The organism is Exiguobacterium sp. SH0S2 (assembly GCF_004337185.1).
GTDB lineage: Bacteria > Bacillota > Bacilli > Exiguobacteriales > Exiguobacteriaceae > Exiguobacterium > Exiguobacterium aurantiacum_A.
In genome coordinates this window covers 39,872-55,468 of the sequence record NZ_SJVB01000001.1, presented here as the reverse complement: position 1 = coordinate 55,468, position 15,597 = coordinate 39,872, and the positions used below count along the sequence as shown (strand labels likewise).

Annotated in this window: 14 protein-coding genes; 3 read left to right on the top strand and 11 right to left on the bottom strand. The window is 54.8% G+C overall.

What is annotated here, in order from left to right; translation table 11 throughout:
- Positions 1–42 precede the first annotated feature (42 nt).
- From EVJ21_RS00280 to EVJ21_RS00270, 3 genes are read left to right on the top strand one after another with little or no spacing between them, the layout of a single operon-like run.
- Positions 43–1,776 carry an ABC transporter ATP-binding protein gene (locus EVJ21_RS00280; protein ID WP_131463615.1) on the top strand — a complete coding sequence of 578 codons (1,734 nt, stop codon included), beginning with the start codon at positions 43–45 and terminating at the stop codon, positions 1,774–1,776.
- Positions 1,773–2,645: an NAD(P)-dependent oxidoreductase gene (locus tag EVJ21_RS00275; protein WP_070327165.1), complete on the top strand. Its 873-nt coding sequence runs from the start codon at positions 1,773–1,775 to the stop codon at positions 2,643–2,645. The genes EVJ21_RS00280 and EVJ21_RS00275 overlap by 4 nt, the downstream gene beginning before the upstream one ends.
- Positions 2,646–2,687: 42 nt before the next feature.
- Positions 2,688–2,924, top strand: coding sequence for a DUF2188 domain-containing protein (locus EVJ21_RS00270; RefSeq protein ID WP_070327164.1), 237 nt, complete (start codon positions 2,688–2,690; stop codon positions 2,922–2,924).
- Positions 2,925–2,946: 22 nt separating this feature from the next.
- On the opposite strand, the gene EVJ21_RS00265 is transcribed toward EVJ21_RS00270, so the two are convergent.
- The 11 genes from EVJ21_RS00265 to acnA all read right to left on the bottom strand — a co-directional run bounded on the left by EVJ21_RS00265 (position 2,947) and on the right by acnA (position 15,482).
- Positions 2,947–3,594 (bottom strand): DUF975 family protein, encoded by a 648-nt coding sequence (locus tag EVJ21_RS00265; RefSeq protein ID WP_070327163.1) that lies wholly within the window; start codon positions 3,592–3,594, stop codon positions 2,947–2,949.
- 59 nt (positions 3,595–3,653) lie between these two features.
- On the bottom strand, positions 3,654–4,316 hold the full coding sequence (locus tag EVJ21_RS00260) for a copper homeostasis protein CutC (RefSeq protein WP_131489695.1): 663 nt from the start codon (positions 4,314–4,316) through the stop codon (positions 3,654–3,656).
- Between the two features lie 18 nt (positions 4,317–4,334).
- Positions 4,335–5,105, bottom strand: coding sequence for a DeoR/GlpR family DNA-binding transcription regulator (locus EVJ21_RS00255; RefSeq protein ID WP_131439717.1), 771 nt, complete (start codon positions 5,103–5,105; stop codon positions 4,335–4,337).
- A gap of 225 nt (positions 5,106–5,330) precedes the next feature.
- The gene (gene plsY, locus EVJ21_RS00250; protein ID WP_370251742.1) at positions 5,331–5,945 is read right to left on the bottom strand and encodes a glycerol-3-phosphate 1-O-acyltransferase PlsY; all 615 of its coding nucleotides are present in this window, start codon (positions 5,943–5,945) and stop codon (positions 5,331–5,333) included.
- Between the two features lie 11 nt (positions 5,946–5,956).
- Positions 5,957–6,841: a M15 family metallopeptidase gene (locus EVJ21_RS00245; protein ID WP_236636538.1), complete on the bottom strand. Its 885-nt coding sequence runs from the start codon at positions 6,839–6,841 to the stop codon at positions 5,957–5,959.
- A gap of 76 nt (positions 6,842–6,917) precedes the next feature.
- Complete coding sequence (locus EVJ21_RS00240) at positions 6,918–7,337, bottom strand: acyl-CoA thioesterase (protein WP_071397620.1); 420 nt, start codon at positions 7,335–7,337, stop codon at positions 6,918–6,920.
- Positions 7,338–7,367: 30 nt separating this feature from the next.
- On the bottom strand, positions 7,368–9,629 hold the full coding sequence (locus EVJ21_RS00235) for an AAA family ATPase (RefSeq protein WP_131489693.1): 2,262 nt from the start codon (positions 9,627–9,629) through the stop codon (positions 7,368–7,370).
- A gap of 57 nt (positions 9,630–9,686) precedes the next feature.
- Positions 9,687–10,376: a hypothetical protein gene (locus EVJ21_RS00230; RefSeq protein WP_071397622.1), complete on the bottom strand. Its 690-nt coding sequence runs from the start codon at positions 10,374–10,376 to the stop codon at positions 9,687–9,689.
- Positions 10,377–10,479: 103 nt separating this feature from the next.
- Entirely contained in the window at positions 10,480–12,045 is a 1,566-nt protein-coding gene (locus EVJ21_RS00225) for a BCCT family transporter (RefSeq protein ID WP_131489692.1), read from the bottom strand.
- A 127-nt stretch (positions 12,046–12,172) separates the two neighbouring features.
- The gene (locus EVJ21_RS00220; protein WP_131463629.1) at positions 12,173–12,661 is read right to left on the bottom strand and encodes a DUF3939 domain-containing protein; all 489 of its coding nucleotides are present in this window, start codon (positions 12,659–12,661) and stop codon (positions 12,173–12,175) included.
- A 106-nt stretch (positions 12,662–12,767) separates the two neighbouring features.
- The gene (gene acnA / locus EVJ21_RS00215; protein ID WP_131489691.1) at positions 12,768–15,482 is read right to left on the bottom strand and encodes an aconitate hydratase AcnA; all 2,715 of its coding nucleotides are present in this window, start codon (positions 15,480–15,482) and stop codon (positions 12,768–12,770) included.
- Between the last annotated feature and the right edge of the window lie 115 nt (positions 15,483–15,597).

Sequence of the window (15,597 nt, the reverse complement as noted above, 5' to 3'; positions counted from 1 at the left end):
GTTTTCGAAACAGCGACAGTTAATAGGAAAGGGGGACGTTCGATGGAGTCCACAACTACTTGGCAAGCTTTCCTTCGCTTGTTCCGAGTCGCAAAACCGCCGAAACAATTGTTTATCGGTGCCGTATTGATTTCTTTAGTCCAAGCGATGGCGGCCCTCGCCATCCCGCTCATTTTGCAACGTGTCGTCGACAATTGGAGCGAGGCCGTGCTCGACGCCCGGCTCGTCGCCATTTTTGTCGTCGCTTTTCTCGTCCAAGTCGTCTCGAGCGCCATTTCCATCTATTGGCTACATATCGTCGGACAACGCGTCGTCGCCAATCTCCGGACGACGTTATGGGAGCACCTCGTCGCGTTGCCGATCCCGTTCTATGACGGTGTCAAATCGGGGGACCTCGTCTCACGCCTGAACAACGATACGACGACGCTGCAACAGCTGTTGTCGGAACAGAGCGTCCGCCTGCTCACTTCGTTCGTGTCGGTCATCGGGGCCGTCGGTATCTTGTTCACGCTCGACTGGCAGATGACGCTCGTCATCTTGTTCTCGGTCCCGACGACGCTCGTGATCGTCATCCCGCTCGGCCGCAAACTTCGAACGATCGCCAAGAAGACGCAACACGAACTTGGCGGGTTGTCTGGATTTTTCGCCGAGCTGCTCGGTGAGATCCGGCTCGTCAAATCACAGGCGACCGAACGTGAGGAAGTCGCCGAAGGGAGCCGGCGGATTGAACGCTTGTTCGATTACGGTGTGAAAGAAGGACGGATCCAAGCGATCTTGATCCCGCTCTTGAACGTCACACTGACGGCGATGCTGATCGCCATCCTCGGTTTCGGGGCGTACCGTGTCTCGACCGGGGCGTTATCGACCGGGGCGCTGCTCGCTTTCATGCTCTACTTGTTCCAAATCATCACCCCGCTCATCACGATGACAGAATTTATCACCCGCCTGCAAAAGGCTCGCGGCGCGACCGAGCGCATCTCTGAACTGCTCGCGGTCGAACCGGAACGTTACGCCGCTGCCACGGAACACATCCAACAGTCGACACTGACGTTCGAGGACGTCACGTTCCGCTATGATGAGCAACCGGTCATCGACGCCATCTCGATGACCGTTCCGTTCGGGGCGACGACCGCGATCGTCGGACGGAGCGGTGCCGGCAAGACGACGCTGTTCGCGCTCGTCGAACAGTTTTACGTTCCATCGTCGGGGCGCATCCTTTATGGCGACCGCGACATCGATTCGTACGGCCGCGACAATTGGCGGCAAGTCATCGGCTACGTCGCCCAAGACTCGCCCGTCCTCTCGGGAACGGTCCGCCAGAACATCTTGTACGGCCTGAAGCGTGACGCGACCGAGACCGAGATTAAAAACGCCTGTGAGATGGCGAACGCTTGGTCGTTCATCGAGGTGATGCCGAACGGGCTCGAGACCGAGATCGGTGAACGCGGTGTCCGTTTATCGGGTGGCCAACGGCAACGGCTCGCCATCGCCCGGGCGCTGCTCCGCGACCCCCAAATCTTGTTGCTCGATGAAGCGACGTCGAGCCTTGATTCAGAGTCCGAGCGTGTCGTCCAAGAGGCGCTCGACCGGCTCATGCGAGGACGGACGACGCTCGTCATCGCCCACCGCCTCTCGACCGTCCAACACGCCGATCAAATTATCGTCCTCGAGAACGGAGGAATCAGCGGACTCGGTACGCACAAGACGCTGCTTCAAGATAACGAATTATATGAACGGCTCGTTAAACAGCAACTACTAGGAGGAAATCAACCATGAAGACAATCGGATTTATCGGACTCGGCGTCATGGGTCAATCGATGGTCAGAAACTTAATGAAGGCAGGCTATACCGTCCAAGCGTACACGCGGACGAAAGACAAGGCCGCCGACCTGCTCGCGGAAGGTGTGACGTGGTGTGACTCCATCGAAGCGGCGTGTCAAAACGCCGATGCGGTCATCACGATCGTCGGCTATCCGTCAGACGTCGAAAGCATCTATTTCGGTAAAGGGATGATTCTCGACTCCGCCGAACCCGGCACACTCGTCATCGACATGACGACGTCGTCACCGAAGCTCGCCGAACGAATCGCTGAGGCCGCGATCGACCGCAGCCTACTCCCGCTCGACGCCCCGGTCACGGGCGGCGATGTCGGCGCCAAGAACGGGACGCTATCGATTCTCGTCGGCGGTGGCGAATTCGCGTTCACGAAAGCAATGCCGCTGTTTGAAGCGATGGGGCAAGCGATCGAACGGATGGGATACGCCGGGAGCGGCCAGTACGCCAAACTCGCCAACCAGATCGCGATCGCCGGCATCATGATGGGCAACGCCGAACTGCTCGCCTTCACGAAGCGTGCCGGGCTCGACCCCGATCAATTGCGCCAGACGATCCGTGGCGGCGCGGCCGGCAGTTGGACGCTCGAAAACCTGGTACCTCGCATGATCGTCGAAGATTATTCCCCAGGCTTCTTCATCAAACACTTCATCAAGGACATGGCGCTCGCCCTCGAGAGCGCGCAAGAGTTAGGTGTCAAACTGCCGAGCCTCGAGCTCGCATACCGACTCTATTCGATTTTAGAAGAGAACGGATATGGTGAGAACGGGACGCAGGCGCTCATCGAATACTACATGCACCAGGACGTTTGAATCGACGTTGTTGTGGAATTAGTAGTACAGAAGGGAGTGATCATGATGCCTTGGAATATGAAAGATTATCCAGAGTCACTGAAAAACTTCGACCCGCTCGTCAAAAAGAAAGCGATCGATATCGCCAATGCCCTCATAGCTCAAGGGTATTCCGATCAAAAAGCGATACCGATCGCGACAGAACAGGCTAAAAAGTGGCATGAACATGCGACGAATGAAGAGAGACAAGACTTTAAGGATGCGCCCGATCCACAGAAGTCGGATCGGCACGGATCATAAAAAAACCACGGTCGGCTGAGATTCAGCCGGCCGTGGTTTCGTTTGCTTGTCTTTCTGCTTTGATTTCAAGGTAGAGCCCGCCGAGCGCCGTATGAAGATACGGCTGGACGAAGATATAGGCGATCCCGCCTGTCATGAGGACAAGCACGTACCAACCGATAAAGCTTGCATACAGCCTGAGCATGATCTGTTTTTTCCCGCGCATGAGGCGTCGGCTCTCACGCATCGCCGTGAACGCCGTCAGTTCGGGCTGATCGCGCAGGATGAACGGGACCATTCGATACGTCAAGTAAAACCAAACGCCCGGGACGATCAAAAAGAGCATGAGCACGTTCAGTCCAAGATAGAACACGGCGTAATACGTGACGGCACGGACGTAGTCTTTAACGGACCCGAACGACTCGAGCAAAAGACCGAACCTTGGTTTTTCCGCTTTGGCGATGTCGAGGAAAATCCAGTTTCGTCCCATTTCGAGCGGGGCGAGCAAGACGGTCGCACCGTACAAGAGACCGATCGAGACGAGCATGACGGACGGGTCCGTCGATGACAAATCGAGTTGCGTCGTGATCATCGCTTGAACGAGCATCGTCGAGAGCACGGCAAGGAGTGAGATCCCCCAGTTTCCGGACAACATCCGGAGCGCAAATTGTTTATAGACTGCTGATTGCATGACGTCACCTTCATTATCGTTTTTTTCATTATAGCAAAAAAACAGTCATCCGACTGTTTTTAGCGTGTCATTTGCTCGAGCAGGTTTTGAAATTTCGCCTCGTCGAGTCTCCCGTCCGTCCGAACGCCGTTGCCGACATGGACGAAAGGAACATCGAGTCGGGCGACGAGTTGAGCGACGTTGTCCGCCGTGATCCCGGCTCCAGGCAGTATCGTCATCGTCGCCGTGTCCCGCATCGCTTCGAGACGTTCGATCCCTTCAACGGCCGTCACCGCTCCCCCGGACGTCAAAATTTGATCAACTTCCGGAAATCCGTTCAACACGTCCAGCGCTTGAATGAGATCAGCCGCCTCGTCGATCGCCCGGTGGAACGTGAGCGCCATGTTACCTTTATGCTTGATGACCTCGCCGAGCAGCCGTTCATCGATTCGTCCGTCTTCCATCAATGCGCCGAAGACGATCCCGTCGGCCTCGAGCTCACGGCATAGCCCGACATCCGCCAAAATCGTCTCACTATCATCTTCGCTGTAGACGAACGAGTCGGTATGCGGCCGGATCATGACGTGGACAGGGATCGTGACGTTCTCCAATACGTTACGGATCGTCCCGAAGCTCGGGGTCGTCCCACCGGCACGCATATCGGCAATCAGTTCGAGCCGATTCGCCCCGTATCGTGCCGCTGCTTTCGCTTCGTTTAACGTCGTGACGATGACTTCGATCATAAATGACTCCTCCTTTAGTTATGGAGCGAAACGCCATTCGACCTCGTGTTCGGCCAACGTCCGCTTCCAATCGGTCGGTTCTGGAAAATCTGAGATAATCGTCGTCACCGTCGAGAAGTCGGAGACACGATATCGTTTCTGTTGATTGAACTGGGTGTGGTCGGCGAGCAGATAACACATGCGGCTCTGCGTCATGACGGCTTGCGTCACAGTCGACAGCCCATGGGCGTCACACGTCAGCCCGAGCGTCGCGTCGACCCCTTCGACAGACAAGATCGCCATATCGAACACGTACGCTTTCAGTTGTTGAAGCACTTGTTCGCCGACGGTAACGAGATGTTTCGGGTCAATCGTACCTCCGAGCAATTGAATATCGCCCGTGAACACACCTTTGGCCCGCTGCTCGAATAGCGCTTTCGCGACCATGAGTGAAGGCGTGACGACCGTCAAGTTTCGCCCGCGGAGCCTTGACGCGACTTGCTCGGGGGCGACACCATGCCCGATGTAGAGTAGCATGTCGTCTTCGACAAGTTGAAACGCCGTATAGGCGATGCGACGAATCCCGTCCATGTTCGAAATCGTCATCGGCTGGAACGAGACGCTTTGATGCAAGACGGCTCCCCCGTATACCCGTTTGATGCGATGTTCTTTCTCAAGCTCTTCTAAGTAGCGGCGAATCGACTCCCCCGAGACGTTCAACCGTTCGATCAGTTCACTCGTCTTCACTTTACCTTCCCGCTCGATCCACTCGACAATCTTTTGTTTACGTTCTTCTCCAATTAACGACACAAGCCTGCCTCCTCCGCAAAAATCGCTTCCTCTCTCATTTTAGCGAACGGATGTAAATTTAACGTAAACTGAAAGTAAAGAACGGGCAAATCCAACACTTTTTTCATTCTTTTTAGCAAAAATCCACGGAAATCCACAACAATTGGTCGGTCGTTCGAAATCGTTTCGTCGCAAACGACAAAAACCGAACAGAACCTGATAGACAGGTCCCGTTCGGCAACATCTTTATTTTTTCTTTTGGAACAGCGGCACTTTCGGTTCGGTGCCCGCGCGGATCCGTTGCCAGTTCGTACGGTGCTTGATGATGATGAACAAGGCGAGCGGCACGATGACGATGAGCGGCAACCAATCTTTCGTGATGACGCTATACGTCACGACCGTCACGAGTCCGACGGCTGACGCCGCCATCGACGAGAGCGACACCATCTTCGAGATGAGGAGCGCCACGATAAACGTCCCGACGACGACGAAGAAGAACCAGGGGAACGCCGCGAGTAAGATCCCGGCGCTCGTCGCGACCGATTTTCCGCCTTTGAACTTGGCGAAGATCGGGTACGAGTGGCCGATGATGGCTGGAATCCCAGCGAGCAAGAGACTCATGTCGCTCCCGAACAGGAGCGGCAACAGCGCCGCGACCAACCCTTTCCCCATATCTCCTAACAATACGAGCGTCCCCGCTTTTTTTCCGAGCACGCGGAACGTGTTTGTCGTCCCTAAGTTCCCGCTCCCATGCTCCCGCACATCGACTCGATAACCGAGCTTTCCGACGATGAGCGCAAATGGGATCGAGCCGAGCAAATAGCTGACGATGATGATCATCACTTCTGTCATGTAAGGCATCGCAATTCCCCTTAGTCCATTAATTGCTCGAGGTAGCGCTCGAACGGAACGTTCGCTTTATGAACGTTCGTCGCATGGTCTACCCCGATATATCGTAAGTGCCACGGTTCATACATATAACCGGTTTCCGCTTCGTAAGCACGTTGGTAACGGACGATAAACCCGTACTTGTGTGCATTGTCGGCAAGCCACTTGCCCTCTGTCGTCTGTTCAAGCTCTTGCGTCAGTTGATAACCGACCGATGCGCTCGAGACGTCGATCGCGAGCCCTGTCTGATGCTCAGAGTGTCCCGGAGGCGCCGAGTACTTCATGGCCTGCTCCTTGCCGTCACGCGCGACGTAGGCGTTGAACAACTGCACTTGATACGCATACGTCCGGAACGCGCTCGTCCCTTTCAAGTCAATCCCGGTCGCTTTCGCGTCCTTCATGAGTGACTCGATGGCACGGGCCGCTTCTTTACGCAACATTCTACGCTCACCGGTCGCCGAATCGACGAAATCGATGTTCGCCGGCACCAAATCGGCCGGTTGATAATCACTCGGCAAGGCAATCTGTTTATTGACGAGGACAAGTGCGTCCAACTCAAGGTTTGCTTGCCCGTTCAATTCGATCGGTTGACTCGGGTCGTCTGGTTCGGCCACTGGTTCTTCCTCGACCGGCGGCTCTGGTTCGGTCGCCGGTTGTTCGTCCTTATCCGTTTCGGCCGGCTCTTCTGCTTCCGGAGCTGGCTCTGCCGGTGCCGTCTCGTTATCAGTCGGCGTTTCCGCCGGGTTCTCCGTGTCAGACACGGTCGGTTGCTCTATCGGTTCGTTCGGATCAGCTTGTTCGCTTGTCGTACATCCCACTAACGTGAGCGTCAAGGCGCAGCACACCATCAACATAGATGGTTTTCGCATGCGATCTTCCCCTTTCTTCATACAAAAAAATACCGTCAAGATATGATACCACACTGACGGTACAAAGGAACGACTGTTATTGAACCGGGCTCAAGACTTTCAAATACATATTGTGCCATGCCGGGAATTCCCGGTCGAGCCGGATCGGCTTGAAATCGCCGCGCTTCACGACGACATGCGTCGTCTTCGCGGTCCCGACCAAATCGTTGTTTTGGTCGGTCAACTCATATCCGTAGACGGTACGGATCTTCGAATAACTGTCGACCCAGACGCGCACGTTGACCGTGTCTCCGAACGTGACGCTCTTCTTATAGTCGACCGTCACGTTCGTCACCGGCGACACGAATCCGGCCTGTTCCATGTCTTTATATTCCACTCCGAGTTGTCGTAACAACTCGGTTCTCGCGATCTCAAGGTAGACTAAATAATTCGCATGATAGACGATCCCCATCATGTCCGTCTCTTGGTATCGTACAGGAATCTGAATCGTATGCATCAAATCGCCCTCTTTTCAGTATACAGTATATTATAACTTACTATTAATATCTACTACTAAAATCTGATTTAACTCGCTATCTTCGGCGTTCTCGGCGATGAGCCGGTACGATTGCCGGGCGATCGCCTCATCGACGAGCGACAGCGCTGTCCGTGCGTTCGGTTTATCTGCATGCTTCAGTCGTTCGGCCAGTGCGGCTTCGACACCGTCCCCGAACGCATAACCGAACTTCTCGGCATAGCTGTTCGCGATTTGGGAAAGTTGGGCGAGTGAATAGTCGTCGAACTGAATCGTTCGTTTGATCCTACTGCTCAGTCCTGGGTTCGAATCGATCAACCGGCGCATCGGCGCCTCATAGCCCGCCAAAATGACGACGAGGTTCTCCCCGTGCTTCGGCATCTCGTCGACGAGCGTATCGATCGCTTCGCGTCCGTAGTCGTTCGGACCGCCGTTCAAACTGTACGCCTCATCGATCAGCAATACCCCGCCGAGCGCGTCGCGGATGGCTGCTTTCGTCTTTTGAGCCGTCTGTCCGACGTAGCCGCTGACGAGGTCGGCACGGCTGACGACTTTCAAATGTCCCCGTTTCAAGTAGCCAGTCTTCTTCAACAACTGAGCGTACACGTGCGCAAACGTCGTCTTGCCGGTACCGCTGTTGCCGACAAGCGCGGCGTGAAGTTGGACCGGAGCCGTCTTCAGCCCGAGCTCGCGCCGCCGTCTTTGAATCGTGATCAACGCCTCGATCTCCTGAAGCTGTCGTTTCGCTTCTTCCATCCCGATCATGTCATCAAGCGTCGGAGCCGTGCCATCTTCGCTCGTTGCCTCTTCAAAGTCGAGCTCTGTCAACAAAGCCATCTCATCGAGCGGGGCGTCGGCACCGAAACGAGATCCTTTTTTGAACATCGCATCGAGCAAGATGTTATGGACGGTCCGGGCGTTCCCGAACGTCGCATCGACTCGTTCCCGGTCAATCCGGGCGATGAGGGCGCGCTTGGCATCGGTCGTCAGCACATAGTTGTTCTCCTCGGCCACTTTCTCACCGATCGCGACGAGCTCTTCGTCGCTGTAGTTCGGCAGCTCGTAATGGTTCGATTCAGGGAACCGCGACCTGAGTCCTGGATTCGCGAGTAAGAAGTGGCGCATCTCTTCCGGATAACCGGCCAGGATGACGACGAACTTTCCGGCATATTCCCCGCTCGTCATAGCGGCGACGAGTGTGTCGATTGCCGCTTGTCCATAATCGCTCCCGCTCGCATCTTGCCGTTTGAGCGCGTATGCCTCATCGATGAACAAGACGCCCCCTTCGGCTTCCTTGACTTTATTCATGACTTGTTCTTCCGTCTGGCCGACGAAAGCACCGACAAGGCTCGAACGGTCTGCCTCGATAACATCAGGCCGTCCGAGAAGACCGAGCTCGAAATAGATCTCGGCCATGAGCCGGGCGAGCGTCGTTTTGCCGGTACCGGGGTTCCCTGTGAAGACGAGATGGAGCGATGGTTGATGTTTCGACGAGAAACCGGCCTTGTCCCGTTCTTTTTGGAACAACAAGAACCGATACCACGCTTTTACCCGCTGCTTCACTTCCGTTAGACCGATCATCGACTCGAGCGACTCGATCGCACTCGAACGGACCTCCCGTGGGCGTTCCGGCAACAGCTCGCAAATCGCATCGATCCGTTGTTTGACGAGACCGACCCGCTCACCGAAACGACGGAACGCCTCCCGGCTGAAGTAGTTGCCTTGCATCGACGCGAGCAGTGACGCGGTGTCATCTTCGAGTGACGCGACTTCTTGCATCGCTTCGATGACGACCTCGAACAAACGCTCCAATTGATCTTTGAACTCGGAGTCCCGCAGATCTGACTTGGCCCGTTCGATTTCGTCGTGTAACCGATCGAGCTGATCGAGCAGTTCGGACGTCTTCGCTTCGTACTCAGTCAAAATTTGGACTTTCATCGAGGCGTAGTCGGCTTCGCGAAGAGTCGGCCAGTCGACATGGAGCGATTGTCTGAAACGGCGCAACTTCTCATTCAGTTGGCTGACCCTCAGTTCGGCCGGTAAAGCGCCGAGCGACTCGAGTTCCTTCACCCAGCGATTGAGGAGCGGATCGATCGTTCGGTTGTGCTGCAACCGTCTCGTCGAAAGCAGTGTCAACGTCCGGATCAACTCGTCGTTATGCTCTGTCGCACGCGACCAGTGGGCATAGGACAAGAGCGCCGCTTCATCGACCTTGTCGCCTTGTTCCCACCGTTCCAAGTCATGTTGAACTTGTTCCAAATGGATCTGTTTCATAAAGTTCTCCCTTTCAGACGACAAAGGAGCCGACGTCTCAGTCTGCTCCTCGTCGGGTTATAGTGCTTCAAAAGAAGTCATGCGAATTGAGTGGAACAAGTTCCCGTTGTTGCGTGACTCGGCAGCGAGCAGGATCCGTTCGTTCACATCGACGTAATACGTCACCGCTTCCTCATTTTCGTCTTCGTCGAAGATCGATGGGTATTTCTCGACCCACTCCGCAGGTACCGCCTCGGCGGATTCCGTTTTGACGAACGCCTGAGCTGTCCGACCGATGATATTGACGTCACCTTCACCCGTGCCTAGCGTCCCGTCATCAAGCCACTTGCGAATCTGTTCGTTCGTCGCCCGCGACAAGAACGGATGGGGTGCGACTGCACCCGAACTCGTCTCTTGACTGTTCGTTTCGTCGCCTTCCGGATTGAACTCACGGTACATCGTGCCATCCCATTCGGCCCGGGCACCGGCGTTCGGTCCCGATACGACCTCGGATACGAAATGTCCGTTCTCATCGTACGTGACGAGGTAGTTGCGAACTTCGAGTGTCTCCCCGTTTTCCGGCAACTTCTTCTCTTCATAGCCGATTTCGACGGACGTGTAGAACGGTTCGGTCCGATTCTCACGACCATTGTCATCATCATCATTCAAGTTGGTGACCAAATAAAAATTATAAGCGAGCAGAGCGCCGACGATGAGGATGCCGGCAAAAATGATCCAACTGAGCCGCTTTTTCACTTCTCGTTTCATAACATGCCCTCCCAATATTCTTCACTTACTATCCTACACTAGCGAGGGTGCCATGCAAAACATTTACAACTAAAAAAAGGGCCTCGACTGAGACCCTATAATTTTATCCAAGTTTATCTTCATCACGCTTATAGCTTTCAATCCACTTATCCCGTTCGTCCGGTTCATCGGCCAAGTCCTTGAACAAGGCGACGATCATCAGAATCAGCACGAAGATGAACGGGAAGGCGACAAGGATCGCGACGGCTTGAAGCGCGCCGAGACCACCCGCATACAAGAGCACGGCTGCGATCGATGATTGGATGAAGCCCCAAATCAACTTGATCCGCATCGGCGGGATGAGTTTCCCTCCTGTCGTCAACATCCCGAGCACATATGTCGCCGAGTCGGCTGATGTGATGAAGAACGTCGAGATCAAGAAGATGGCGACGATGCTGAGCACCGTCCCGAATCCACCGAACGTCTCGAACAAGGCGAACAGTCCGACTTCCGTTCCGATCTCGTTGACCGCGTCGATCAAGTTCGCCCCGCCGAACAAGTCAGCCCAAATGGCCGATCCGCCGAAGACAGAGAACCAAAGCAGTCCGAACGATGTCGGCACGAGCAAGATTCCGATGATGAACTCACGGATCGTCCGACCTTTTGAGACACGGGCGATAAACGTCCCGACGAACGGTGACCATGAGATCCACCACGCCCAGTAGAAGATCGTCCAGCCGTTGATCCACTCGCGCTCGACCGGTTCAAAAGCACCCGTTCGGAAGCTCGTCGTCGGCAATTGTTGCAAGTACGTCCCGATTGTCTGCGTGAACAAGTCGAGAATGAACGCGCTCGGTCCGGCGATGAGCGTCGCGACGAGCAAGACAATGGCGAGGAAGATGTTCGTGTTACTGAGAATACGAATCCCTTTATCTAATCCGGTCGAGGCACTGAACATATACAGCACCGTCACGACGGCGATGATGATCAACTGCGTCGAGAACGCGTTCGGTACGCCTGGAATTAAGTAGTGAAGCCCACCGGCAATCTGCTGGGCACCGAATCCAAGTGACGTCGCGACCCCAAACGCTGTTGCGACGACGGCCAAAATGTCGACCGTCTGTTTGACCGGACGTTCATAGCGGTCATTGACGAGTGAACCGATCGTCTCCCCGATCGTCGCCGGACGCCCTTTGCGGAACGTCGAGTAGGCGATGGCGAGAGCGATCATCGCATAAATCGCCCATGGGTGGAAGCCCCAATGGAAGAAGGCGTAACGCATCGCCGTGCGCGCATCACCTTCCGGCGTTGGCGACTCGAATGGTGGCGCATGGAAGTGAAGCAACGGTTCCGCCGCTCCCCAGAAGATGAGACCAATTCCCATCCCGGCACTGAACAGCATGGCGAACCATGTCAAATATCCAAAATCTGGTCGGTCTGTATCTTTTCCGAGCCGAATCGACCCGAAGCGCGAAAAGATTAAAAAAATCGCGACGAGTAAAATCCCGGTCGCGCTGAGCAGGTAGAACCAGCCCATCCCGTTCGAGAGCAAACCTTGCAGTTTCGTCGTCACGTTGATCAAGCTTGCGTTTCCGAGCAAGCTTTCAGGGAAGATTCCCCAAATCGTAAAGAGGACCGTAATGATGGCTGATACGATAAATACGGTCGTCACTCGACTTTCTCTTTCCATAATCTCACTCCTATTCAATTTTCTTATTTTCATATACGTTTTCCACCCTAACACAGTTTACAATCTCGGCACAACCCGAAAACGTGTTCGCTCGTGTCACGATGAAAAAAGTGACGATGGAATCTCGTCACTCGGTCGACTTCGGTTCTAACGATACGATCAACGTCTCATCGACGACGTAATAGGGCCGTTTTGGCAACACTTTCAAATAGCCGCCTTCACGCAGACGCGTCAAATCAAGTTGCGCCGTCTGTTGGAATTTACGTAGCGGTAATTTTTTTTCTTGCTCGAAATATAAGTCGAGCGCCCGCTGCACCTGGTCCATCTCATAGACGACGTCACGCTCGTCCTCTGGGGCGATGTGGAACGTCTCTTTTGACATGTAAAACCGCTGTCTTGGCTTGCCTGGCAAGTGACGTTTCAAACGTCCGAGATCGATCTCTTGGGACTCGTCCAACAGCACCGTCCGGTTGACCCCTTTCGGTAACGTCTGTTCATACTCATGGATGGCTTCTCGTAGCTGCGGCAACGTGATATCGACTTCTTGCTCGACCACGTCTTCTTTTTGCGTCAGACGCTGCCACCAATTTTTACCTGACCGTGTTTGTCGCTCCATACACTCCCCCCTCTCCCCGTTCCTTTCCCGTTATCTTTGACCATCTCACCTTATATTCGCATATTCACGAAAAAAACCTTCCTTTTTTCAAAGGAAGGTCTGACGCTTATTTCAATTTGTTACGGAGGACCATCTGGAGGATCCCGCCGTGACGGTAGTAGTCGATCTCAATTTCCGAGTCGAAGCGGGCGACGACTTTGAACGATGTCACCGTGCCGTTTTCATGCGTGGCCGTGACGTTCAAGATGTCGCGCGGACGTACCGACTCATCGACTTGGATATCGAGTGCCTCTTCGCCTGTCAGTCCGAGTGATTCCGCAGACTCACCGTCCATGAACTGGAGCGGTAACACACCCATCATGACGAGGTTTGAACGGTGAATCCGTTCGAAACTTTGGGCGATGACGGCACGAATACCGAGCAGGTTCGTACCTTTGGCTGCCCAGTCACGCGACGAGCCCATGCCATAGTCGTTTCCGGCGAGCACGATCAAGCCTGTGCCCTGCTCTTTATATTTCATAGCCGCATCATACATCGGCATGATCTCACCTGTCGGCCAGTACGTCGTGTATCCGCCTTCTGTGCCAGGCGCGACTTGGTTACGGATACGGATGTTCGCGAACGTACCGCGCATCATCACTTCGTGGTTACCACGACGCGACCCGTATGAGTTGAAGTCGAGCGGCGCGACGCCTTTCGACTGCAGGTATTGCCCAGCTGGTGTCGTCTTCGAGAACGCTCCTGCCGGCGAGATGTGGTCAGTCGTAACCGAATCGGCGAACTTACCGATGACACGAAGACCATTAAGTGGGAGCACAACGCCCGCTTCCGGTTCAAGGTTTTCGAAGAACGGCGGGTTTTGGATGTACGTCGAGTCGTCCGAGAAGTCGTACAAGTTACCTTCTGGGACGGCGAGTGCGTTCCAACGTTCGTTGCCTGTGAACACCGTGTCGTACTCTTTACGGAACGCTTCCGGCGAGACGACGTCTTGGACGACCATCTTGATCTCATCGTTTGACGGCCAGATGTCTTTGAAGAAGACTTCGTTGCCGTCTTTATCCGTCCCGAATGATTCGTTCATGATGTCGAAGTTGACCGACCCTGCGAGCGCGTAAGCGACGACGAGTGGCGGTGACGCCAAGAAGTTCGCTTTGACGAGCGGATGGACGCGGCCTTCGAAGTTACGGTTACCCGAGAGCACGGACGACACGAGAAGATCGTTCGACGTGATCGTCTCTTCGACTTCGCGGTCGAGCGGCCCAGAGTTCCCGATACATGTCGTACAGCCGTAACCGACCGTGTTGAACCCGAGCTGGTCGAGGTACGTCGTGAGTCCGGCTTTATCGAGGTAGTCAGTAACGACTTTCGAGCCCGGGGCGAGCGACGTCTTCACGTATTTCGGTACCGTGAGTCCACGTTCGACGGCTTTCTTGGCCACGAGGCCAGCGCCGACCATGACGTAAGGGTTCGACGTGTTCGTACAGCTCGTGATCGCCGCGATCGCGACGTCACCCGTCTGCATGTCGACCGATCCATCCTCATAATGGATGGCAGCTTTCTTGTCGAGCTCGGCACGGTCGAGACCGAAGCCGCTGTGTCCGGCCGGTGCGCTCAAGCTGTCAATGAACGCCGTATGCAAGTCAGACAAGTTGATGCGGTCTTGCGGACGTTTCGGGCCTGCGAGTGAAGGTTCTACTTTAGACAAGTCGAGTGTGAGCGTCTTTGTGAACGCCGGATCGGCTTGATCAGGTGTGTAGAACATGTCGTTCGCTTTCGAGTAGGCCTCGACGAGGTCGATCAACTCTTCTGAGCGACCTGTCGTACGCATGTAGTTCAACGTTTCCGTATCGACCGGGAAGAAGCCGCAAGTCGCCCCGTACTCAGGCGCCATGTTGGCGATCGTCGCCCGGTCAGAGAGCGGCATCGTGTGGAGTGACGGTCCGAAGAACTCGACGAACTTGCCGACGACTTTCTCGTTACGAAGCATCTCGGTCACGACGAGCGCGACGTCTGTCGCTGTGACACCTGGGTTGACCTCACCGATGATCTTGACGCCGACGACGTCTGGTACCGGGAAGTATGACGGTTGGCCGAGCATGCTCGCTTCGGCTTCGATTCCGCCGACGCCCCAGCCGAGGACACCGAGTCCGTTGATCATGGTTGTGTGCGAATCCGTTCCGACGAGTGAATCTGGATACGCGACATTACCTGTTCCATCATTCTTTTCAAGCACGACCGACGCCAAGTACTCGAGGTTGACTTGGTGAACGATTCCCGTCGCCGGTGGTACGGCACGGTAGTTGTCAAACGCAGTCTGAGCCCAACGCAAGAATTTGTAACGCTCTTCGTTCCGCTCGAACTCGATGTCCATGTTTTTCATGAGCGCGCCGGCGAATCCGTAGGCATCGACTTGGACCGAGTGGTCGACGACGAGATCGACCGGGATTTCCGGGTTGATCTTGTTCGGGTCGCCACCAAGGTCAGCCATCGCTTTACGAAGTGAAGCGAGGTCGACGACAGTCGGGACACCCGTAAAGTCTTGCAAGACGACGCGAGCCGGTTTGAACGGTACGTCAATGTCTTTCGAGACTCCGGCAGTACCCCATTTTGCCAAGTTCTCGACGTGTTCTTTCGTGATGGCACGACCGTCTTGTTGACGCAAAACTGATTCGAGCAAGACGCGAATCGAATACGGGAGGCGGCTGAGTTCCGTCACCCCATCTTCCTCTAACTTTTTAAGCCGGTAATAATCGTAAGCTTGTCCGTTGACCTCGAACTGTGTCCGAGATGAAAAAGCGTCTACTACGTTCGTCTGTTCCATACAATTTCCCCCTTTTTGAAAGCGACGACCACAGCAGTTGCCGTAATCGCTTACTTATCACATGTTTATCATAATACAACTATAGCGTGACGTAAAATACATTCCGTCACAAATT

Excerpts from the sequence above, each read along its gene's own strand:
- EVJ21_RS00220 (WP_131463629.1), bottom strand. The coding sequence starts at position 12,661 with ATGGAGCGACAAACACGGTCAGGTAAAAATTGGTGGCAGCGTCTGACG.
- plsY (WP_370251742.1), bottom strand. The coding sequence starts at position 5,945 with ATGCCTTACATGACAGAAGTGATGATCATCATCGTCAGCTATTTGCTC.
- EVJ21_RS00245 (WP_236636538.1), bottom strand. The coding sequence starts at position 6,841 with ATGCGAAAACCATCTATGTTGATGGTGTGCTGCGCCTTGACGCTCACG.
- EVJ21_RS00260 (WP_131489695.1), bottom strand. The coding sequence starts at position 4,316 with ATGATCGAAGTCATCGTCACGACGTTAAACGAAGCGAAAGCAGCGGCA.
- EVJ21_RS00235 (WP_131489693.1), bottom strand. The coding sequence starts at position 9,629 with ATGAAACAGATCCATTTGGAACAAGTTCAACATGACTTGGAACGGTGG.
- acnA (WP_131489691.1), bottom strand. The coding sequence starts at position 15,482 with ATGGAACAGACGAACGTAGTAGACGCTTTTTCATCTCGGACACAGTTC.
- EVJ21_RS00225 (WP_131489692.1), bottom strand. The coding sequence starts at position 12,045 with ATGGAAAGAGAAAGTCGAGTGACGACCGTATTTATCGTATCAGCCATC.
- EVJ21_RS00265 (WP_070327163.1), bottom strand. The coding sequence starts at position 3,594 with ATGCAATCAGCAGTCTATAAACAATTTGCGCTCCGGATGTTGTCCGGA.
- EVJ21_RS00270 (WP_070327164.1), top strand. The coding sequence starts at position 2,688 with ATGATGCCTTGGAATATGAAAGATTATCCAGAGTCACTGAAAAACTTC.
- EVJ21_RS00230 (WP_071397622.1), bottom strand. The coding sequence starts at position 10,376 with ATGAAACGAGAAGTGAAAAAGCGGCTCAGTTGGATCATTTTTGCCGGC.
- EVJ21_RS00275 (WP_070327165.1), top strand. The coding sequence starts at position 1,773 with ATGAAGACAATCGGATTTATCGGACTCGGCGTCATGGGTCAATCGATG.
- EVJ21_RS00240 (WP_071397620.1), bottom strand. The coding sequence starts at position 7,337 with ATGCATACGATTCAGATTCCTGTACGATACCAAGAGACGGACATGATG.
- EVJ21_RS00280 (WP_131463615.1), top strand. The coding sequence starts at position 43 with ATGGAGTCCACAACTACTTGGCAAGCTTTCCTTCGCTTGTTCCGAGTC.